We start from the raw sequence: 18,878 nt of genomic DNA on the forward strand, positions 1-18,878 counted from the left end.
GACAGGTCTGGCGCTCGATCAGCTGCGTGCGCTCAGCACTTCGTCGGCCACGCCCAACGCCAGCGCCATGATCGACACCTGCGGGTTGACCTCCGGGCAGCTCGGCAGGATCGAGGCGTCGGCGACCCATACCCCGTCCACGCCGCGCAGCCGCCCGGTCTCGTCGACCGGACAGAGCTGAGCGTCGACACCGGCTGCGGCCGTGCCGGTCGGGTGAAAGGCGGCCAGGTGCAAGCCTTTTGGGTCGCAACGGCGCAGGGCGTCCTGCAGGGCGGGCAGCGACGTCACCGTCGTCGCCCCCGGTAAACCGGTGAGCACCTCGGTCGCGCCCGCCGCGAACAACAGCCGGCCCATGGCCTCGATTGCGACGACGAGCTTGGCGATGTCGGCGCGGGAGATGTTGTAGCGCACCAGCGTTTCACCACGCACCGAGGACACCGAGCCGACGCCGCGATCGGCCACCATCGCACCGAACGTCGCCACCCGGGGTGCGGTGTCCAGCCAGCCGAGCAGCTCGGCGCCATAGCCGGGAAACACCATCGAACCCATGCCGGGTGGGGTCGATGTCGCCTCGATCAGCACGCCGTGTGATTCGTGAAGCTCGTGAACCGCGGCGCTTTGCAGCACCCCGTGCCAGGCGACGACGTCGTCCTCGAAACGTCCGGCGAGCATTGTCGCCGGATGCAGCGCCAGGTTGCGGCCGAGCCGCGGATGCGCACCGAAGTCGCTCCGCCGCAACAGCCCTGGCGTTTCGGTGGCGCCGGCCGCCACGAGTACCGTGTCGGCCAGGACGTCCAGGGCCGTGCCGTCGGCCCGGCGGGCCCGCACTCCCCGGGCGCGCCCGTGCCGATGCAACACCCGCTCGACGCGGGCATCGGAGATGATCCGCGCACCCGCCGCGCACGCCTCGGGCAGCGCGTTGAGGTGCACGCCGAACTTGGCATTGCGGGGACAGCCGATCGCGCACTGGCAACAGCCTTCGCAGCCCGGCGCGTTGCGCGGAATGGGCGCCGCCCGCCAGCCCAGTGTGGCGGCGGCGTCCAGCAGCAGCCGCCCGTTGCGGCCCATGACTTCCAGCGGCACCGGGGCGACCCGCAGGGTGTGCTCGACGTCGTCGAGGCGCTCGGTCAGCCGGTCCGAATCGGCCAGGGCGAGCCCGAACTCGTCACGCCAGCGCCGCTGCACTTCTGCCGGCGGGCGGTAGCAGGTGCCGGAGTTCACCACCGTGGTGCCGCCGACCGCCCGCCCGATGGGCAGCACGACTGACGGACGTCCGAGGGCGATGGTGGCCCCGCCGCCGCGGTACAACCCGGCGTAGCGGTCGATGGGATGAGTGGTGCGGAATTCTTCGACCGTCCACCGGCGCCCCTCCTCGAGAACGACGACGTCCAGCCCGGCCCGCGCCAGGGTGCGGGCCACCATCGCGCCGCCGGCACCGGACCCCACAATCACCGCATCCGCGGTGACGACCGAACCGCTCTCGGCCGAGGAGACGACGTTCAACGTCGCGTCGCGCCGGGCCGTTCCGTGCTCTTTGGCATGCGAAAGCAGTTCCGGCGCATAGGTTTCCGCGCCGTTGGCCAAGAGCACAACCGCCTTCATGGCCTCGACGGCCGCGCCGGCGTCTGGGCTCAGCGCGGCGACGCGCCGCACCACCTGCTCGCGCCGATCGGGGCCGAGCCGGGGCAGTGACCGGCCGGTGGTGACGTAGCTCGCCGCGGCCAGCGCGAACATCCCGGCGCGCATCGCGACCCGCGATGTCGTCGGCAGCTGCCGCAGATATCGCTCGACGCGATCGGTCAGCTCGGGCGGTGTCGGGCCGCCATATTCCTCCGGTAGTAGGGCGCTCCCGAACGACGCGACCAGGCTCATATCACCCGCGCGAGCCGGCGGCCCATCTTGATGAAGAACGGATAGGTGGCGAAGATGGCGCCCGCCGCGGCGTGCAGGGGCCAGTCCGCTTCAGCGGTATTCACGCCGAAAACCCCGCTGTTCCACATGAAGTCGCGACCATTGCGGGCACGGAAGGGCCGCCACAACAATCCCAATCCGGGGACGTTGTTGTACAGCCCGAACGACCCGCCGAAGAAGACACCCAGCGTGGCGGCCTCGGCGACATCGCGACGGTCGGCGGGCAGCCGCCGCTCGATGAGCACGCCGGAGGCAAATAGCAGTGGTGGGTCCAGCAGAAAGCTCATTTCGGAATCCTTTCGTTGACGTCGGGTGCCGCGCGGCCGCGCAAGCCCACCTCGGCATGCCCGGTGCCCAGCACCGACCAGTGCCGGTCGTCGATCTCGATGTGGACGTCGGCTTGTTCGGTGTTGGTGCACACCGCCTTGCCGCCGTCGGGATCGGTGTATTGCAGGCTCACGCACCGCTCCGCCGGCTGGTCGATCCGGATGAGCACCCGGCGACCGCCGATGCGTCCCTCCAGCTGCCAGTGCGCCACGCCGAGCGTCGTGCGCATCCGCAGTGACGGCAGGCGGCTTGTTAAAGGGCTTGCAGGCCAATCCTTTCCGTCGATCCGAAATCGAACGAACGCCAGCGGCGCCAGCCTGTTCAGGCCCGGCTTGTGCGATACGGCGGTGACCGCCTCGCACACGTCGCCATTGCCGAGGTCGGCATGGACCCATCCCCAGCGTTTGGCATTGCCGTGCCCGTAGATGTGGGCGACGCCGCCGCGCCACCCCTCGATGCGCGCGGCGGCGTCGTTGATGGTCAGTGAGCCGGTGAAGTCGGCGGTGGGGGCCAGGACGACCTGGGCGCCCGGCAGCAGCTCGCGCTCCCAGGCGGCGCGGGGAAACGTCCACAGCGGTGCGCCGGTGTCGGTCCAGGACAGATCCCAGGCGAGTGACCCGGCGCGTCCGCTCAGCCGTTCGTCACCCACGCGCACGCCCTCGGCGTCGAACCACCAGGGGCCGGCGGCGGGCCGGGCGGGCACGGGCCCGAACCGCTCGGTGCGTGGCGGCCCGTCGGGGGCAAACCAGGTGGCCCAGCCGTGCGCGTAGGCATCGTCGGCGCCGGCCAGCGGGGCCACCGTCTCGCAGTGCACCCATAGGCCGGCGCGCGTCACCGGATCCGAGAGGGTGGCGTACCAGACCTCCAGGCGCCCGGCCTTGCCGCGCCAGCGCGGGGCCGCCGCCGATCGCATCTCGCCGTCCATTGCTCACCTTCCGTGGGTCCGTCCACTATATTGGTTGAGCCAATGAACCAGTCAACTCCGCTGCGCCCGCCCGACCGCCAACGCGTCGATGAACAGATCGCCGCGTCCATCACCGACGCCATCCTCGACGGGGCGTTTCCGCCGGGATCGGCGTTGCCGCCCGAGCGCGAACTGGCCGAACAGCTCGGTGTCAACCGCACGTCGCTGCGGCAGGGTCTGGCCAGGCTGCAGCAGATGGGCCTGATCGAGGCCCGCCACGGCAGCGGCAACGTGGTCGCCGACCCGCAGGCGCTCACCCACCCCGCGGTCGTCGAGGCGCTGGTCCGCAAACTGGGCCCCGAGTTCCTGGTGGAACTGTTCGAAATCCGGGCGGCCCTGGGCCCGCTGATCGGCCGTTCGGCCGCGCGACACGGCGCCCGCGGGGATGCCGAGGCCCTACGCGCCGCGTTGGCCGCGGTTCGCGAGGCCGACAGCGCGGCCGCGCGCCAGGCTGCCGACCTCGCCTACTTCCGGGTGCTCATCCATCACAGCCGCAACCGCGCGCTGGTGTTGCTGTACCGCTGGGTCGAGCACGCCTTCGGCGGCCGAGAGCACGACCTCACCGCCGCTTATGACGACGCCGCGCCCGTGGTAGCCGGCCTCAGTGCCATCACCGACGCCGTGCTGTCGGGCGACGAGGATGGGGCGGCCGCGGCGGTGGAGGACTACCTGCACGCCAGCGCACAGCGAATGGTGTTGTCGTACAACAAGACTGAAGTTACTCGGCGAGGCGAGTCGCCGGATGGACCGCGATGAGCCCCAACTTGCTGCGGCGCTTGCACATCGCCGCCAGTTCCGCGTAGGCCTTGGCGCCGAGCAGCTCGGTGAGCTCATCGGCCATGCTCTCCCACACCTGCTTGGCGCCGACATGGGCGCCGGGGTCGCCGGTGCAGTACCAATGCAGGTCGGCACCCCCGGAGCCCCAGCCGCGCCGATCGTATTCGGTGACAGTGGTTTTGAGGATTTCGGTGCCGTCGGGCCGCGTCACCCACTCCTGGCTGCGCCGGATGGGCAACTGCCAGCAGACATCGGGCTTCATGGTCAACGGCGCGACGCCCAGCTTGAGGGCTTTGCTGTGCAGCGCGCACCCGGTGCCGGCGGGGAAGCCGGGCCGGTTCAAGAAGATGCAGGCGTCCTTGTGTTTGCGGGTGCGGTACTGGGCCTGCCCGTCGTGCTCGTCGAGCTCCAGATATCCCTTGCGGCCCAAGCCCTTTTCGCGGAACTGCCAGTCTTCGTCGGTCAGCTGCTGCACGGCGTCGTCGAGCCGGGCACGGTCGTCGTCGTCGGATAAGAACGCCCCGTGCGAACAGCATCCGTCGTCTGGGCGGCCGGCCACCGTGCCGTGGCAAGCGGGTGTGCCGAACACGCATGTCCAGCGCGACAACAACCAGGTGAGGTCCGCCGCGATCAGGTGCTCGGGATTGTCCGGGTCGTAGAACTCCACCCACTCACGGGCGAAGTCGAGTTCGACCTCGTGCCCCGGCTCCGGATAAGGATTCGCCACGGGTCCACGTTAGTCGACGCTTCCGGCTCTTCGGCTTGCTGACACTCGGGGCCCGACGCCGCAACATCGGCAACCTCCACAGCGGGCAGCATCTTCGCCGACTAGGTTGTTTCCCGTGCGATTGGGCGTGCTCGACGTGGGCAGCAACACGGTGCATCTGCTTGTGGTTGATGCGCACCGTGGTGGGCATCCCACGCCCATGAGTTCGACCAAGGCCACGCTGCGCCTCGCCGAGTCCATCGACAGCTCCGGCAAGATCACCAAGCGCGGCGCCGAGAAACTCATCTCCACGATCGACGAGTTCGCCAAGATCGCGGACAGCTCGGGCTGCGCCGAGCTGATGGCCTTTGCCACGTCCGCCCTGCGTGACGCGGTGAACTCCGACGACGTGCTCACCCGCATCCGCAAAGAAACCGGTGTCGAGCTGGAGGCTCTCAGTGGCGTCGACGAGTCGCGGCTGACCTTTCTGGCCGTGCGCCGCTGGTACGGGTGGAGTGCGGGGCGGATCATCAACCTCGACATCGGCGGCGGCTCGCTGGAAATGTCCAGCGGCGTCGACGAGGAGCCCGAGGTTGCCCTGTCGCTGCCGCTGGGTGCCGGCCGATTGACCCGCGAATGGCTGCCCGACGATCCGCCCGGCCGGCGCCGGGTGGGGATGCTGCGGGACTGGCTGGACGCCGAGCTCGCCGATGCCGCCGTGACCGTGCTGGAAGCCGGTGCCCCCGACCTGGCGGTGGCAACCTCCAAGACGTTCCGCTCCCTGGCACGGCTCACCGGCGCGGCGCCGTCGGCGGCCGGCCCGCGGGCGAAGAGGACGCTCACAGCAAACGGCCTCAGGCAACTCATATCTTTCATCTCTAGGATGACGACCGCTGACCGGGCAGAACTGGAAGGGGTGAGCGCCGAGCGGGCGCCGCAGATCGTGGCGGGTGCGCTGGTGGCGGAGGCGAGCATGCGAGCGCTGTCGATTGAATCGGTGGATATCTGCCCGTGGGCATTACGGGAAGGTCTCATCTTGCGCAAACTCGACAGCGAAGCCGACGGAACACCCCTCATGAAGCGTTCCATGCGCGATGCTGGAGGCCAGGCAGGTGATCGGGACGGGAACCGATCGAGAGGCGACAAAGCATGACCGGACCACATTCTGAGACCGACAGCCCCGGCACTCGGCCGATCTCGGTGGCCGAACTGCTGGCCAAGAACGGAACCATCGGCGCGCCGGCAGTCACGCGGCGCCGGCGCCGGCGGCGCGGCGACAGCGACGCGGTGACCGTCGCTGAGCTGACCGGCGAGATTCCGGTCATCCGTGACGACCAAGAGGACCCCCGCACGGCCGAACGGCCCAGCGCCGAACCCGTCGTCGCCGCCTCCGAGCAGCAAACCGAGGAAAAGCCCGCCACCGCGTACTGGTCGCAGCCGGAGCCGCGCTGGCCCAAGTCGCCGTCGCAACCCAGCAAGGCGGCCGGGCCTGAGCGCAGCGCGTACCCGCGCCCCCTGAGCCACGTCGAGGCGGGGGAGACCAACGGCACCGGGCAGTCCGGTGCCGAGGGCATGAATCCCGACCCGCTGGACCACTACAGCGATCTCCCGGTGGACGTGATGGATTCGGAGGTCCGCGACGCCGAACCCGCACTGGAGGACTCGGCATACGTGCGATCCTTCCTGCGCACCGAGACCGACGAGGCCGAAGACGACGCAGACCCGCTGGCCACCGGATTCGTAGCGGACGAGGAGCGCGAGGAGGATCACCTCGACGGCGCGACCGTGCGCGCGGACGCGGCCACCGACGTCCACCCGGCGCAGGGCAGGCTCGAGTCGCTGTGGCGCGGCAGCCTGGTCGTGTTCCAGTCGATTCTGGCCGTCGCTTTCGGCGCGGGATTGTTCGTCGCCTTCGACCAGTTGTGGCGCTGGAACAGCATCGTGGCCTTGGTGCTCTCGGTGCTGGTGATCCTGGGCCTGGTGGCCGGCGTTCGGGTGGTGCGCAAGACCGAGGACATCGCCAGCACGTTGATCGCGGTCGCGGTGGGGTCGCTGATCACCCTGGGCCCCTTGGCGCTGTCGCTGCAGTCGGGCTAGGCGGATCCGGGACCACACAGACCGTTGCGGCCAGCTATCAAAGTCGGACTTTCGACGGCTTCGGTGTACCCATTGCGGGCCGAGGCCGCATTCGAGTATGCGGCCCGGCTCGGCTACGACGGCGTCGAGCTGATGGTGTGGGCCGAGTCGGTCAGCCAGGACATCGACGCCGTCCAGAAGCTGTCCCGCCGCTATCGCGTACCGGTCTTGTCCGTGCACGCGCCCTGCCTGCTCATCTCGCAGCGGGTGTGGGGCGCCAACCCGATCTCCAAGCTGGACCGCAGCGTGCGGGCGGCAGAGCAACTCGGCGCGCAGACGGTGGTCGTGCACCCGCCGTTTCGCTGGCAGCGTCGGTACGCCGACGGATTCAGCGACCAGGTCGCCGAGCTGGAAGCGTCGAGCGACGTGATGGTCGCGGTGGAAAACATGTTCCCGTTCCGGGCGGACCGGTTCTTCGGATCCGGCCAATCGCGGGAGCGGATGCGCCGGCGTGGCGGCGGCCCGGGGCCGGCGATATCTGCGTTCGCGCCCTCGTACGACCCGCTGGACGGCAACCACACGCACTACACGCTGGACCTGTCCCACACGTCGACCGCGGGCACCGACTCGCTGGACATGGCGCAGCGGATGGGGGGCGGGTTGGTCCACCTGCACCTGTGCGACGGCAGCGGCCTGCCCGCCGACGAGCACCTGGTGCCCGGACATGGCACCCAGCCCACCGCCGAGGTGTGTCAGATGCTGGCCGGCAGCCACTTCGCCGGCCACGTCATCCTGGAGGTGTCCACATCCAGCGCGCGCAGCGCCAGTGAGCGCGAAAGCATGCTCGCCGAATCGTTGCAGTTCGCCCGCACACACCTGCTGCGCTGATAACCCAGGAGACCATGAACGCGTTATTCACCACCGCGATGGCCTTGCGGCAGGTTGACCCCGGCGTCTTTGAGGGTGAGCTCAACAAGCACTGGACCATCGGTCCGAAGGTGCACGGCGGCGCGATGCTGGCGCTTTGCGCCAACGCCGCCCGCACCGCCTGCGGCGCAGAGTCGCCGGCCGGCTTCGAACCGGCCCAGCAACCCGTCGCGGTTTCGGCGAACTTCCTGTGGGCCCCCGATCCGGGCCCGATGCGGTTGGTGACCTCGATCCGTAAGCGCGGCCGCCGGATCAGCGTCGTCGACGTCGAGCTCACCCAGGGCGACCGCACCGCGGTGCACGCCGTGGTCAACCTCGGCGAGCCGGAACATTTTCCGCCCGACGGTGATGCCAAGCCGCTGCTGTCAGCCAACCCTGTCGTGGGCCTGATGGCGCCCGAGCCCCCCGACGACATCGCGCCGATCGGGCCCGGGCATCCGTTGGCCGGCCTGGTGCACCTCGGCGAAGGCTGCGATGTGCGTCCGGTGCTGTCGACCCTGGGGCCGTCCGCTGACGGTGGCCCGCCGGTGATCCAGATGTGGGCGCGCCCGCGGGGCGTGGCTCCCGACGCGCTGTTCGCGCTCATGTGCGGGGATCTGTCGGCGCCGGTCACCTTCGCCGTGGAGCGCACCGGCTGGGCTCCCACCGTCCAGCTGACCGCCTTCCTGCGCGGACTGCCCGCCGACGGGTGGCTGCGAATCATCGCGACGTGCACCGAGATCGGGCACGACTGGTTCGACGAGGACCACACGGTCGTCGACAGCCTGGGTCGCCTGGTGGTGCAAGCCCGCCAATTGGCGTTGGTCCCTGCCGCCGGGTAGCCGCCGCTGTCTGCGATGCTGTCGGGCATGGCAAGAATCGCGATCATCGGTGGCGGCAGCATCGGGGAGGCACTGCTGTCGGGTCTGCTCCGCGCGGGCCGGCAGGTGAAAGACCTGGTGGTCGCCGAACGCGTTCCGGAGCGCGCCCAGTATCTGGCCGACACCTACTCGGTGTTGATCACTTCGGTGGCCGACGCGGTGGAGAACGCATCCTTCGTCGTGGTCGCGGTCAAGCCCGGCGATGTGGAGCCCGTGATGGCGGAGCTGGCGAAGGCGGCCGCCGCGTCCGAGAGCGACAGCGCCGAGCAGGTGTTCGTCACCGTCGCGGCGGGGATCAGCGTCTCGTATTTCGAGTCGAAGCTGCCGGCCGGAACGCCGGTGGTCCGGGCGATGCCCAACGCGGCGGCACTGGTCGGCGCGGGGGTGACGGCGCTGGCCAAGGGCCGGTTCGTCACCGTCCCGCAGCTCGAGGGCGTCTCGGCCCTGTTCGACTCGGTCGGCGGCGTGCTGACCGTGCCGGAAGCCCAGATGGACGCCGTGACGGCGCTGTCGGGGTCCGGCCCGGCGTACTTCTTCTTGATGGTCGAGGCCCTGGTGGACGCCGGGGTAGCCGCGGGCCTGAGCCGGGACGTGGCGGCCGACCTGACGGCGCAGACGATGGCCGGGTCCGCGGCCATGCTGCTGGAACGGATGGACGCCGAACGGCGGCCGGGCGAGGGGGAGGCGCCGGGGCTGCGGGTGGACGCCACGGCGACGCAGTTGCGGGCGACCATCACCTCACCCGGTGGCACCACTGCCGCGGGGCTTCGCGAACTGGAAAAGGGCGGACTGCGGGCGGCCGTGGATGCGGCGGTTCAGGCCGCCAAAACGCGCTCTGAGCAGCTAAGAATTACATCGGAGTAATCCACAAATTTTGAACTGATTGTCCCCCACCAGTACCAGTAACCCCATTAGTCCCGCTATTCTCCTCTTTGTATGCACGTGTGGGTGCCAGCGGAGGGGAAGCCGCTGGCATTGCGCGGGCCTGACACGATTGGGTTGCGATGACGTCTACGAACGGGCCATCGGCGCGAGATTCCGCTGGTAAGCGGGACGCCGGTTCCGGCGAGGGCCAGCAGGGCAGGACACAATTCTTGACGGTCGCCGAGGTGGCGGCGTTGATGCGGGTCTCCAAGATGACGGTGTATCGACTGGTGCACAACGGCGAGCTGCCCGCGGTCCGGGTCGGGCGGTCTTTCCGGGTGCACGCCAAGGCGGTGCACGACATGCTGGAGACGTCTTACTTCGACGCGGGCTGACCCTGAAACTGGCTGCTTGCGCGGAGTGTGCGGGCAGCCAGCGGTGCGCTTCGCGGTTACGCGGCGGCCGTCGACGCCGGTTTGGTGTTCGGTGCGTCCCGCCGGGTAAAGTGTCCGGGTCAATCCTGCAAGCAGGTCACGGGTCAGATAGCGGAGTTCATGGGTTCAGTAATCAAGAAGCGGCGCAAGCGCATGTCCAAGAAGAAGCACCGCAAGTTGTTGCGCCGCACGCGGGTGCAGCGCAGAAAACTCGGCAAGTAGGCCCGCCCGCGGCGTAGTGCTGCGGTCTCTCCTGGTGGATAGGCTGTTTGGGTGGATCAGTCGAGTGGGGATGGCGCCGGAACCGGCGACGCCGCGAGCAACACGGTGCATTACCCCAAGGTTGTGCTGGTTACCGGTGCGTGCCGGTTCCTGGGCGGCTACCTGACCGCTCGGCTGGCGCAGAACCCGATGATCAACGCGGTCATCGCGGTGGACGCGATCGCGCCCAGCAAGGACATGCTGCGCCGCATGGGCCGCGCGGAGTTCGTCCGTGCCGACATCCGTAATCCCTTCATAGCCAAGGTGATTCGTAACGGCGACGTCGACACCGTGGTGCACGCGGCGGCCGCGTCGTACGCCCCGCGGTCCGGTGGCACCGCGGCGTTGAAGGAAATCAACGTGATGGGCGCGATGCAGCTGTTCGCGGCCTGCCAGAAGGCGCCCTCGGTGCGCCGCGTCGTGCTCAAGTCGACCTCTGAGGTGTACGGGTCGAGCGCTCACGACCCGGTGATGTTCACCGAGGACAGCACCAGCCGTCGGCCGCTGCGCGGTGGTTTCGCCAAGGACAGTCTCGACATCGAGGCCTACGCGCGCGGCCTGGGCCGGCGCCGCCCCGACATCGCCGTGACGATCCTGCGCCTGGCCAACATGATCGGGCCGGCCATGGACACCACGCTGTCGCGGTACCTGGCCGGGCCGCTGGTGCCCACGATGTTCGGTCGCGACGCACGCCTGCAGCTGCTGCACGAGCAGGATGCGCTGGGCGCGCTGGAGCGCGCGGCGATGGCCGGCAAGGCCGGCACCTTCAACGTCGGCGCCGACGGGATCATCATGCTGTCGCAGGCAATCCGGCGGGCCGGCCGGATTCCATTGCCGGTGCCCGGTTTTGGCGTCTGGGCGCTCGATTCGCTGAGGCGGGCCAATCGCTACAACGAGATCAGCCGCGATCAGTTCGCCTACCTGAGTTACGGCCGGGTCATGGACACCACCCGGATGCGCTCGGAGCTCGGATACCAGCCGAAATGGACGACGGCCGAGGCTTTCGACGACTACGTTCGCGGCCGCGGCATGACTCCCATTATCGACCCGCATCGGGTACGCTCCCTGGAGGGTCGTGCCATATCTTTAGCTCAGCGCTGGGGTAGCCGAAATCCAGTTCCGTGGGGTGGGGTCAGGTAGGTATCGTGGCTGGTGAAACCAGAGCCAATGTCATTCCACTGCACACAAATCGGGGTCGGGTAGCGGCGCGCAAACGAGCCGATCAGCGGGCGGAGTCAGCTCGCCAGCATCCTTCCTTGCTTTCGGACCCCCACGGTCGGGCCTCAGCCGAACAGCTCGCCGCCGTCGTCCGCGAGATCGACGAGCATCGGCGTGCCGCGGGCGCGGGGTCGGCGGACGCCCCGCTCAACGAACTCGCCCAGCGCGTCGCCGCGGTCGCCGGCTTCCTGCGTCAGCGGATCACGGGTGACTACACCGTCGACGAGTTCGGCTTCGATCCGCACTTCAACAGCGCGATCGTCCGGCCGTTGCTGAGGTTCTTCTTCCGGTCGTGGTTCCGGGTCGAGGTCAGCGGAATCGAAAACCTGCCCAGCGACGGGGCCGCGTTGGTGGTCGCCAACCATGCTGGGGTGCTGCCGTTCGACGGGCTGATGTTGTCGGTGGCCGTCCACGACGAGCATCCCGCCCAGCGGGACCTGCGGTTACTCGCCGCCGACATGGTGTTCGACCTGCCCGTGGTGGGGGAGGCCGCCCGCAAGGCCGGCCACACCATGGCCTGCACGACGGACGCGCACCGGCTGCTTGCCGCCGGCGAACTCACCGCCGTGTTCCCGGAGGGCTATAAGGGGCTGGGGAAGCGCTTCGAGGACCGCTACCGGCTGCAGCGGTTCGGCCGCGGGGGCTTTGTGACGGCGGCGCTGCGCACCAAGGCGCCCATCGTCCCGTGCTCGATCATCGGTTCGGAAGAGATCTATCCGATGCTGACCGATGTGAAGCTGCTCGCCCGGCTGTTCGGCCTGCCCTACTTCCCGATCACGCCGCTGTTCCCGCTGGCGGGACCGGCGGGGCTGGTGCCGCTGCCGTCGAAGTGGCGCATCGCGTTCGGCGAGCCCATCTACACCAACGACTACGCCGCCTCCGACGCCGAGGACCCGATGGTCACCTTCGAGCTGACCGATCAGGTTCGCGAGACGATCCAACAGACGCTGTACCGGTTGCTCGCCGGCCGGCGCAACATCTTCTTCGGCTGAACCTCTCCTGACGCGAAAACGCCCCGGAGCCAACGGCTTCGGGGCGTTTTGCGCTTGGATTACTTGACCATCGTGAACTGGCAGACGTTGGTGTAGCCGTCGCGGAACAAGTCCGAGCAGCCCCGCAAGTACTTCAGGTAGATGTCGTAGGTCTCCTGGCCCTTGAGGGCAATCGCCTCCTCCTTGTGCGCCTCGAGGGCATCCCCCCAGGCGGTCAGCGTCGGCACGTAGTTCTTGCCGATGTAGTGGTGTCGCTCGATCTTGAAACCCGCATCCGTCGCGTATTTGTCGACCAGGTTGACCTGGGGCAACTTTCCGCCCGGGTAGATCTCCTTCAGGATGAAACTGATGAACCGCAGCAGGGTCATGTTCACCTGCAAGCCCATCGCTTTGCCCTCCTCGGCGGTGGGCACCACGATGCTGTGGAGCAGCATCCGGCCGTCGTCGGGCAGCAGGTCGTAGTACTTCTTGAAGAAGGTGGCGTAACGCTCGTACCCGGCGTCGCCTGCGCCGTCGGCGAAGTGCTCGAACGCGCCCAGCGACACGATCCGGTCGATCGGTACGTCGCCGGGGAATTCCTCCCAGCCCTGGATCCGCACCTCCTTGCGGCGGGGACTGTCCATCTTCTCGAATTCGGCCACACAGTGGGCGTACTGGTTCTCGCTGAGCGTCAGGCCGATGACGTTGACGTCGTACTCGGCCACCGCGTGCCGCATGGTCGAGCCCCAGCCGCTGCCGATGTCGAGCAGCGTCATGCCGGGCTCGAGGTTCAGCTTGTCCAGGGCCAGCTTGCGCTTGGCGTACTGCGCCTCTTCCAGCGTCTTGGTCAGATTCTGCGGGTCCGGATTCTCGTCGAAGTATCCGCAGCTGTAGGTCATCGACGGGTCGAGCCAGAGCTTGAAGAATTCGTTCGACTTGTCGTAATGGGACCGGACCTTCTCGACCGGTGGCTTGAGCTGGGTGCTACCCGTTTCCCCCTGTGACGTCATTGATTCAAACCTACTTTCCCGCTGATATGGACGCGACTGCCGCGACGGTTGCTTCGTGGTCGGTTTCGTTGTTTGCGGCTTCCCCCAGCATCGTGACTGTACTGGTGATCACCGGTTCGCCCTCGGCATCCGTAACCTCGCTGCGGATCTCTGTGATCACGGCGCCATGGGACTCAATGACAGAGTCTAGGTAGGTGTCGAAATAAAGCCTATCCCCGGCGACGATCGGCCGGTGGAACTTGAATTTCTGGTCGCGGTGCATGACCCGCGCGATGTTGATCGGAATGCTGAACTTGGTGAAGATCTCCAACTGCACGCGCCGACCCGCGATGGCGAGGAAGGTGAGCGGGGCCACCAGCGCGTCATACCCGGCGGCGGCGGCGTCGGCCTCGCTGAAGTGCGTCGGATGGTCGTTCCTGATGGCGAGCGCGAACTCCCGGATCTTCTCGCGGCCGACCAGGAAGTAATCCGGCGCCCGGTAATGGCTGCCGATGAGCCCTTCGGCTCCCTTGGGGATTGTCATACCGCTGTCGCTCTCCGCTCGAATAGGTCTCAGCGGCGCAGCCTATCAGCGCGATTGCCGCCGGGATGCTACCGCGGCCAGTGCGCCACCGGCCGCCCCGAGCGCCAGGGCCGACGGGACCCCGATTCGGGCGGCCTTGCGGGCGGTGCGAAAGTCCCGGATCTCCCAACCGCGTTCGCGGGCCAGGGTGCGCAGGCGCGCGTCCGGGTTGATGGCGACCGCGGTGCCCACCAACGACAGCATGGGCACGTCGTTGAAGCTGTCGGAGTAGGCGGTGCACCGTTTGAGGTTGAGCCCCTCCCGGATGGCCAGCGACCGGACGGCGTGCGCCTTTCCGGTCCCGTGCAGGATGTCGCCGACGAGCCGGCCGGTGAACACCCCGTCGACGGACTCCGCGACGGTGCCCAGGGCGCCCGTCAGGCCGAGCCGCCGCGCGATGGTCGCCGCGAGTTCGTAAGGCGTGGCGGTGATCAGCCAGACCTGCTGGCCCGCGTCGAGGTGCATCTGCGTGAGCTCGCGGGTGCCCGGCCAGATCTTGTCGGCGATGATCTCGTCGTAAATCTCCTCGCCCAGAGTTACCAGCTGTTCGACCGAGCGGCCCTCGATGAAGGCGAGCGCTTTGCGCCGGCCGGCGGCGACGTCGTTGCTGTTCTCCTTGCCGAGGATCTGGAATTTGGCCTGGGCGTAGATGAAGCCGAGGACATCGCGGTACGTGAAGTAGTTGCGCGCCGCCAGCCCGCGGCCGAAGTGCACCGCCGAGGAGCCCTGCACCAACGTGTTGTCCACGTCGAAGAAGGCGGCCGCGGTCAAGTCGATCGGCGGCTGCGGGCGATCCTCGGCGGCGGTTTCCTCCCGCAGGCCTTCCAGCGCGCGTGCGGCGCTGGCTTCGGCGGCCAGCGACTCCAAGTCAACGCGACTGAGGTCTCCGTTGACCGGGTCAGAGGAAGTCATCGCCAAACCTCCTAGATCGCTGTGTTGCCCGGCGACCCAGCGGGTCCCGGTGTTCAACCCTATCCGGGAGATGGTCCGGAGGCGTCAGCTGTGCCGCGCTGTCGAGTGTGAAGCTAGCCGCACACTCGACGCCGAGCGTGAAGGTAGTTTCACCGTCGGCGGGTTCGGAGGAGTGTGCGACCGACGGTCCATTCGTTATTCGCGTCCCCTGGTCCAAGTGCGTATCTCCGGAGGGGGCCTAACTGCAAAGATGAATTGCCCGCCCGATAAACCAAAATTTCGTTAGCGAATAGTAGTTGGTGGCTACTCGAGCTCCAATTTGTCAGCAAGGTCGAGCACAGAACTCATCCGGCGGCCGCGGCCCACGATTCCTTGCCGCGACGGATGCGCGGCGTGGCTTGCTCCGGCCGACAAATTGTCATGCTTCGCTGCCTTCGTCCAGCCCTAAAGCTTTCCGATCAATAACTACCCAATCGTCCGCGTTGTTCATCACCTGGACGCCTTTGATTTCGGGCAGCGCACGGATCATTTCTTTTAGCGCAGACCACCGAAGACCCCCATATCGGATGCCGGGACGGAGCCGACTTGTGTATGCACGCACTACCGGCCCGAGTGGTTCAATCAAAAAAGAATTCATGCTCTGACGGCCATCATCTCTTGTCAAGCGGCTCATCTCAAGGAATATTTCGCGGTCCTCGAGCGCGGCTGTCACTGCAGAGACCGAATTCATGGATTTGGAGCCAACGGCACGGCTCACCAGCTCTTCGACGGTGTCAAGGGCACGATCGTCGTCGGACGACGATGCGGCAACAGTGTTGTTGTTGAGGGAGTCGAGATATGCCGGAATCTGGGTCTTGTGAATTGAAATCCACTCTGAAGTCCGATTTGTTACTATCACCCAATCGAGCTCCGGCATTCTGAGGGCGGCCTTCAGCGCCGAATCGAACGTTGCCCCGGCGAAGGAATCCGGCAGATCCGGATGTGAATTAGAGGTGTATGTCATCATGGCGTGGGTACCATCTGGAAGTAAAAGCAGGGGAACGGCTTTAACTTCCGCGCCGTCGCGGAACACCGCTTCGAACGGCATAAAAACTTCGTGGTCCTTCAAGGCCTGAACTACTTTGCGGAGGTCGGCTTGCTCCTGCGTACGAGCGGCTGTGCTTATCAATTCGTCGACGTTGTTGCTAGTTGCCACCTGAATTAGGCCTTTCGTAGGGGCTTAATTCTCCCGCATTTTCGTCCCATATACCAATCGCCACTGGGCCAGATCATTCCGATGTAGGGAGCCACCCAGCCCCAGCCCGCTGGGGCGCCGCTACCGGCGCCCACCGCCGACGGCGGCTTCGCCCCTACGGTCATAGGCGCGGTCACCGGCGGCGTCGGCAAACCCGCGGCTTGGCCCGTGACATCCGACAACGCCTCGGCCAACGCATAGTTGTGCGCCGACACCCGCACCCCTTCGCCGATGCTGCACAGCCCGTTGCGGGTACTGGCCATAGCCTCGATCACCTTGGCCGCCGCACTGTCGTACGAGCGGGCCAACGCCGCGCCAACCGGGTCGTCGCCGGCCATGCCCGCACTGCCGGCCAGCGCCGCAGTCAATCCCGAAATCACCGATCCCAGTGACTCACCGGTGGCGAGCACCGTGGCACCGCCGCGGTCTAGGGCAGTCGGATCACACGCCAGCGGCGCCATCTGCTCACGACCACATACCGAGATTCGTCGACATGGCGCCGGTGTAGTTGCCGTGTGCGGTCGTGGCTACCTTCTCGAGTTGCGCCAGCGCCTCACGCATCATCGCCTCGCCGCGCACCCAGTGCTGATGCGCCTCGGCATGGGCCGCAGCGGCCTCACCCGTCCACGCGGTGTGCAAACGCGTTACCCGAGAATCGATTTCGGTGATCATGTCCTCGGCATAACGCTGAAACGTCGCCATCCGCTGCACCGCATCGGCCAGCGCCTGGGGATCCACCCGGAACGCCTCAGCCACCACGCACCGCCCGCTCCGCCTGGGCAGACCCGGCCTCGTTGGCCCGATAACCCTCGCCGGCCTGACCCACCAGGCGCGCCAGCATCGACAGCCCGAGCTGTACCTCGCGGGCGCCCCGATGCCATAGCTCCCATGCCGAGGCGTATGCCGTCCCCGACGCTCCCTGCCAGCCACCCAGCATCTGACCCACCTGGTCGTCGAGCTGGGACAGCTGGGCCGAGAGATGCTCGGCCGCACCGCTGAGCGAGACGGCGAAGCCCTGCATCACCGCAGGATCAACGCGCACACTTTCCTCGGCCATAGCCGGAACATAACGCCTGGTAGTCGGCCTCACAAGTCACCGATGCCACACTGGTGGCCATGACCGACGCCCCCCGACGGCCGCACGTGGAACTACTGACCCGAGACGGCTGCACCATCTGCGAACGCGTGCACGCGCGACTCGGCGAATTGGCCGCTGAGCTGGGCTTCGACCTGTCGACGATCGACGTCGACGCCGCCGCCTCGGCCGGCAACCCGGCGCTGCGGGCCGAGTTCGGCGACCGGCTGCCCGTGATCCTGCTCGACGGCCGCGAGCACAGTTACTGGGACATAGACGAGCCCCGGCTGCGCGCGGATCTCGCTCGATGAGGGCCGCCGGGCAATTATTTGGTAGCCCACCTGATAAACGATTACCTTGGAAACCAGTTCAATTACTGGAGAAAGCAAGGGAGCTGGCCAGGTGATGCTGCCGTGAGCGTCTTGCTTTTCGGGGTTTCGCACCGCAGTGCGCCGGTCTCCGTCCTGGAACAACTCACCATCGACGAATCCGATCAGGGCAAGATCGTCGACCGGGTGTTGCAGTCGCCGCTGGTGACCGAGGCGATGGTGCTGTCGACGTGCAACCGGGTCGAGGTCTACGCGGTGGTGGATGCCTTCCACGGCGGGCTGGCGGCAATCGGGCAGGTGCTGTCGGATCACTCCGGAATGTCGATGGGGGACCTGACCAAGTACGCGTACGTCCGCTACAGCGAGGCCGCCGTCGAGCACCTGTTCGCGGTGGCCAGCGGTCTGGACTCCGCGGTCGTCGGTGAGCAGCAGGTGCTCGGCCAGGTGCGCCGCGCGTACGCCACCGCGGAAACCAACCGCACCGTCGGCCGGGTGCTGCATGAGCTGGCCCAGCGGGCGCTGTCGGTGGGAAAGCGGGTGCATTCCGAAACCGCGATCGACGCGGCCGGCGCATCCGTGGTGTCGGTCGCCCTGGACATGGCCGAACGCCGGCTGGGCGGGCTACAGGGCAAGACCGCCGTGCTGGTCGGCGCCGGCGCGATGGGTGCCCTGGCGGCGGCCCACCTGACCAGGGCCGGCATCCGGCACGTGCACGTCCTGAATCGGTCGCTGGCCCGGGCGCAGCGGTTGGCCCGCAAACTCCGCGAATCCGGTGTGCAGGCCGATGCGATGTCACTCGACCGCTTGGCCGACGCGGTCGCCGACGCGGACGTCATGGTCAGCTGCACCGGCGCGGTGAGCCCGGTCGTCACGCTGGCCGACGTGCACCACGCGCTGGCCGCCGCGCGCCGCGACGAGTCGACCCGGCCGCTGGTGATCTGCGACCTGGGCATGCCGCGTGATGTGGACCCCGCGGTCGCCGGTCTGCCCGGTGTCTGGGTCGTCGACGTGGACCGCGTGCAGCACGAGCCGTCGGCGCACGCCGCGGCCTCCGATGTCCACGCCGCGCGCCACATCGTGGCCGCGGAGGTCGCCGCCTACCTGGCGGGCCAGCGCATGGCCGAGGTCACGCCGACGGTGACGGCCTTGCGCCAGCGCGCCGCCGACGTGGTGGAGGCGGAGCTGCTGCGCCTGGACAACCGGCTACCCGGCCTTCAGAGCGCCCACCGCGAGGAGGTGGCGCGGACCGTGCGGCGGGTGGTGGACAAGCTGCTGCATGCGCCCACGGTGCGGATCAAACAACTCGCCAGCGCCCCAGGCGGGGACAGCTACGCCGAAGCGCTGCGCGAACTCTTCGAACTCGACCAGACCGCCGTCGACGCCGTCGCCGCGGGCGAATTGCCCGTCATGTCAACGGGATTCGACGCCGGAACGCAAGAACCGTCCGCCGAGTAGCCGAT

The 18,878-nt window shown here is 67.8% G+C and carries 21 protein-coding genes and 2 pseudogenes; 12 read left to right on the forward strand and 11 right to left on the reverse strand.

The genetic code is table 11. The annotated features are described in order from the left end of the window. Positions 1-18: 18 nt before the first annotated feature. From A5756_RS19830 to A5756_RS19840, 3 genes are read right to left on the reverse strand one after another with little or no spacing between them, the layout of a single operon-like run. Positions 19-1,872 carry a GMC family oxidoreductase N-terminal domain-containing protein gene (locus A5756_RS19830; protein ID WP_066956352.1) on the reverse strand — a complete coding sequence of 618 codons (1,854 nt, stop codon included), beginning with the start codon at positions 1,870-1,872 and terminating at the stop codon, positions 19-21. Continuing rightward, positions 1,869-2,198, reverse strand: coding sequence for a hypothetical protein (locus A5756_RS19835; RefSeq protein WP_066956354.1), 330 nt, complete (start codon positions 2,196-2,198; stop codon positions 1,869-1,871). The genes A5756_RS19830 and A5756_RS19835 overlap by 4 nt, the downstream gene beginning before the upstream one ends. Further along, positions 2,195-3,163, reverse strand: coding sequence for a hypothetical protein (locus A5756_RS19840; protein ID WP_066956357.1), 969 nt, complete (start codon positions 3,161-3,163; stop codon positions 2,195-2,197). Before A5756_RS19840 ends, A5756_RS19835 begins: the two co-directional genes overlap by 4 nt. 42 nt (positions 3,164-3,205) lie before the next feature. On the opposite strand from A5756_RS19840, the gene A5756_RS19845 reads away from it, so the two are divergent. Continuing rightward, positions 3,206-3,958 carry a FadR/GntR family transcriptional regulator gene (locus tag A5756_RS19845; RefSeq protein WP_066956360.1) on the forward strand — a complete coding sequence of 251 codons (753 nt, stop codon included), beginning with the start codon at positions 3,206-3,208 and terminating at the stop codon, positions 3,956-3,958. Here A5756_RS19845 and A5756_RS19850 read toward each other — a convergent pair. Continuing rightward, entirely contained in the window at positions 3,921-4,706 is a 786-nt protein-coding gene (locus A5756_RS19850; RefSeq protein WP_066956364.1) for a hypothetical protein, read from the reverse strand. The two genes, A5756_RS19845 and A5756_RS19850, sit on opposite strands and share 38 nt — an antisense overlap. Before the next feature lie 115 nt (positions 4,707-4,821). On the opposite strand from A5756_RS19850, the gene A5756_RS19855 reads away from it, so the two are divergent. From A5756_RS19855 to A5756_RS19895, 9 genes are all read left to right on the forward strand, one after another. After that, positions 4,822-5,838, forward strand: coding sequence for a Ppx/GppA family phosphatase (locus A5756_RS19855; protein ID WP_066956367.1), 1,017 nt, complete (start codon positions 4,822-4,824; stop codon positions 5,836-5,838). After that, on the forward strand, positions 5,835-6,782 hold the full coding sequence (locus tag A5756_RS19860) for a hypothetical protein (RefSeq protein ID WP_066956370.1): 948 nt from the start codon (positions 5,835-5,837) through the stop codon (positions 6,780-6,782). Before A5756_RS19855 ends, A5756_RS19860 begins: the two co-directional genes overlap by 4 nt. Positions 6,783-6,806: 24 nt before the next feature. After that, the gene (locus A5756_RS19865) at positions 6,807-7,649 is read left to right on the forward strand and encodes a sugar phosphate isomerase/epimerase (protein WP_066956373.1); all 843 of its coding nucleotides are present in this window, start codon (positions 6,807-6,809) and stop codon (positions 7,647-7,649) included. Positions 7,650-7,663: 14 nt separating this feature from the next. Beyond that, positions 7,664-8,509: a thioesterase family protein gene (locus A5756_RS19870; protein ID WP_066956376.1), complete on the forward strand. Its 846-nt coding sequence runs from the start codon at positions 7,664-7,666 to the stop codon at positions 8,507-8,509. Positions 8,510-8,536: 27 nt separating this feature from the next. Next, complete coding sequence (proC, locus tag A5756_RS19875) at positions 8,537-9,412, forward strand: pyrroline-5-carboxylate reductase (protein WP_197505476.1); 876 nt, start codon at positions 8,537-8,539, stop codon at positions 9,410-9,412. Positions 9,413-9,552: 140 nt separating this feature from the next. Next, positions 9,553-9,807 carry a cell division/environmental response transcriptional regulator gene (locus A5756_RS19880; RefSeq protein ID WP_066956383.1) on the forward strand — a complete coding sequence of 85 codons (255 nt, stop codon included), beginning with the start codon at positions 9,553-9,555 and terminating at the stop codon, positions 9,805-9,807. Between the two features lie 159 nt (positions 9,808-9,966). Further along, positions 9,967-10,068: a 30S ribosomal protein bS22 gene (locus tag A5756_RS25595; RefSeq protein WP_003402602.1), complete on the forward strand. Its 102-nt coding sequence runs from the start codon at positions 9,967-9,969 to the stop codon at positions 10,066-10,068. 51 nt (positions 10,069-10,119) lie between these two features. After that, positions 10,120-11,247 (forward strand): SDR family oxidoreductase, encoded by a 1,128-nt coding sequence (locus tag A5756_RS19890; protein ID WP_066956389.1) that lies wholly within the window; start codon positions 10,120-10,122, stop codon positions 11,245-11,247. Further along, the gene (locus tag A5756_RS19895; RefSeq protein ID WP_197505806.1) at positions 11,229-12,317 is read left to right on the forward strand and encodes a lysophospholipid acyltransferase family protein; all 1,089 of its coding nucleotides are present in this window, start codon (positions 11,229-11,231) and stop codon (positions 12,315-12,317) included. The genes A5756_RS19890 and A5756_RS19895 overlap by 19 nt, the downstream gene beginning before the upstream one ends. Positions 12,318-12,376: 59 nt before the next feature. On the opposite strand, the gene A5756_RS19900 is transcribed toward A5756_RS19895, so the two are convergent. The 7 genes and pseudogenes from A5756_RS19900 to A5756_RS19925 form a co-directional block, all read right to left on the reverse strand. Beyond that, positions 12,377-13,306 (reverse strand): cyclopropane mycolic acid synthase family methyltransferase, encoded by a 930-nt coding sequence (locus A5756_RS19900; RefSeq protein ID WP_066956393.1) that lies wholly within the window; start codon positions 13,304-13,306, stop codon positions 12,377-12,379. 10 nt (positions 13,307-13,316) lie between these two features. Further along, positions 13,317-13,829 (reverse strand): MaoC family dehydratase N-terminal domain-containing protein, encoded by a 513-nt coding sequence (locus tag A5756_RS19905; RefSeq protein ID WP_066956395.1) that lies wholly within the window; start codon positions 13,827-13,829, stop codon positions 13,317-13,319. 45 nt (positions 13,830-13,874) lie between these two features. After that, positions 13,875-14,780 carry an HAD family phosphatase gene (locus A5756_RS19910; protein ID WP_066956399.1) on the reverse strand — a complete coding sequence of 302 codons (906 nt, stop codon included), beginning with the start codon at positions 14,778-14,780 and terminating at the stop codon, positions 13,875-13,877. A gap of 418 nt (positions 14,781-15,198) precedes the next feature. After that, positions 15,199-15,975 carry an SseB family protein gene (locus A5756_RS26035; protein WP_156659687.1) on the reverse strand — a complete coding sequence of 259 codons (777 nt, stop codon included), beginning with the start codon at positions 15,973-15,975 and terminating at the stop codon, positions 15,199-15,201. A 56-nt stretch (positions 15,976-16,031) separates the two neighbouring features. After that, positions 16,032-16,475: pseudogene (locus A5756_RS19915) on the reverse strand (NAD(+)--arginine ADP-ribosyltransferase Mav); the annotation flags it as partial. Positions 16,476-16,479: 4 nt separating this feature from the next. Beyond that, on the reverse strand, positions 16,480-16,770 hold the full coding sequence (locus tag A5756_RS19920) for a WXG100 family type VII secretion target (protein WP_066956658.1): 291 nt from the start codon (positions 16,768-16,770) through the stop codon (positions 16,480-16,482). Further along, positions 16,763-17,071, reverse strand: coding sequence for a WXG100 family type VII secretion target (locus tag A5756_RS19925; RefSeq protein WP_066956405.1), 309 nt, complete (start codon positions 17,069-17,071; stop codon positions 16,763-16,765). Before A5756_RS19925 ends, A5756_RS19920 begins: the two co-directional genes overlap by 8 nt. A gap of 59 nt (positions 17,072-17,130) precedes the next feature. Between A5756_RS19925 and A5756_RS19930 the strand changes: the two are divergent. Next, positions 17,131-17,495: pseudogene (locus A5756_RS19930) on the forward strand (glutaredoxin family protein). A 7-nt stretch (positions 17,496-17,502) separates the two neighbouring features. After that, positions 17,503-18,873, forward strand: a complete 1,371-nt coding sequence (locus A5756_RS19935; protein WP_066956410.1) for a glutamyl-tRNA reductase — start codon at positions 17,503-17,505, stop codon at positions 18,871-18,873. Positions 18,874-18,878: the final 5 nt, after the last annotated feature.

Origin of the sequence: Mycobacterium sp. 852002-53434_SCH5985345, from assembly GCF_001667155.1 — a bacterium.
Lineage (GTDB): Bacteria > Actinomycetota > Actinomycetes > Mycobacteriales > Mycobacteriaceae > Mycobacterium.

Excerpts from the sequence above, each read along its gene's own strand:
- A5756_RS19830 (WP_066956352.1), bottom strand. The coding sequence starts at position 1,872 with ATGAGCCTGGTCGCGTCGTTCGGGAGCGCCCTACTACCGGAGGAATAT.
- A5756_RS19835 (WP_066956354.1), bottom strand. The coding sequence starts at position 2,198 with ATGAGCTTTCTGCTGGACCCACCACTGCTATTTGCCTCCGGCGTGCTC.
- A5756_RS19840 (WP_066956357.1), bottom strand. The coding sequence starts at position 3,163 with ATGGACGGCGAGATGCGATCGGCGGCGGCCCCGCGCTGGCGCGGCAAG.
- A5756_RS19845 (WP_066956360.1), top strand. The coding sequence starts at position 3,206 with ATGAACCAGTCAACTCCGCTGCGCCCGCCCGACCGCCAACGCGTCGAT.
- A5756_RS19860 (WP_066956370.1), top strand. The coding sequence starts at position 5,835 with ATGACCGGACCACATTCTGAGACCGACAGCCCCGGCACTCGGCCGATC.
- A5756_RS19870 (WP_066956376.1), top strand. The coding sequence starts at position 7,664 with ATGAACGCGTTATTCACCACCGCGATGGCCTTGCGGCAGGTTGACCCC.
- proC (WP_197505476.1), top strand. The coding sequence starts at position 8,537 with ATGGCAAGAATCGCGATCATCGGTGGCGGCAGCATCGGGGAGGCACTG.
- A5756_RS19880 (WP_066956383.1), top strand. The coding sequence starts at position 9,553 with ATGACGTCTACGAACGGGCCATCGGCGCGAGATTCCGCTGGTAAGCGG.
- A5756_RS25595 (WP_003402602.1), top strand. The coding sequence starts at position 9,967 with ATGGGTTCAGTAATCAAGAAGCGGCGCAAGCGCATGTCCAAGAAGAAG.
- A5756_RS19900 (WP_066956393.1), bottom strand. The coding sequence starts at position 13,306 with ATGACGTCACAGGGGGAAACGGGTAGCACCCAGCTCAAGCCACCGGTC.
- A5756_RS19905 (WP_066956395.1), bottom strand. The coding sequence starts at position 13,829 with ATGACAATCCCCAAGGGAGCCGAAGGGCTCATCGGCAGCCATTACCGG.
- A5756_RS19910 (WP_066956399.1), bottom strand. The coding sequence starts at position 14,780 with ATGACTTCCTCTGACCCGGTCAACGGAGACCTCAGTCGCGTTGACTTG.
- A5756_RS19925 (WP_066956405.1), bottom strand. The coding sequence starts at position 17,071 with ATGGCCGAGGAAAGTGTGCGCGTTGATCCTGCGGTGATGCAGGGCTTC.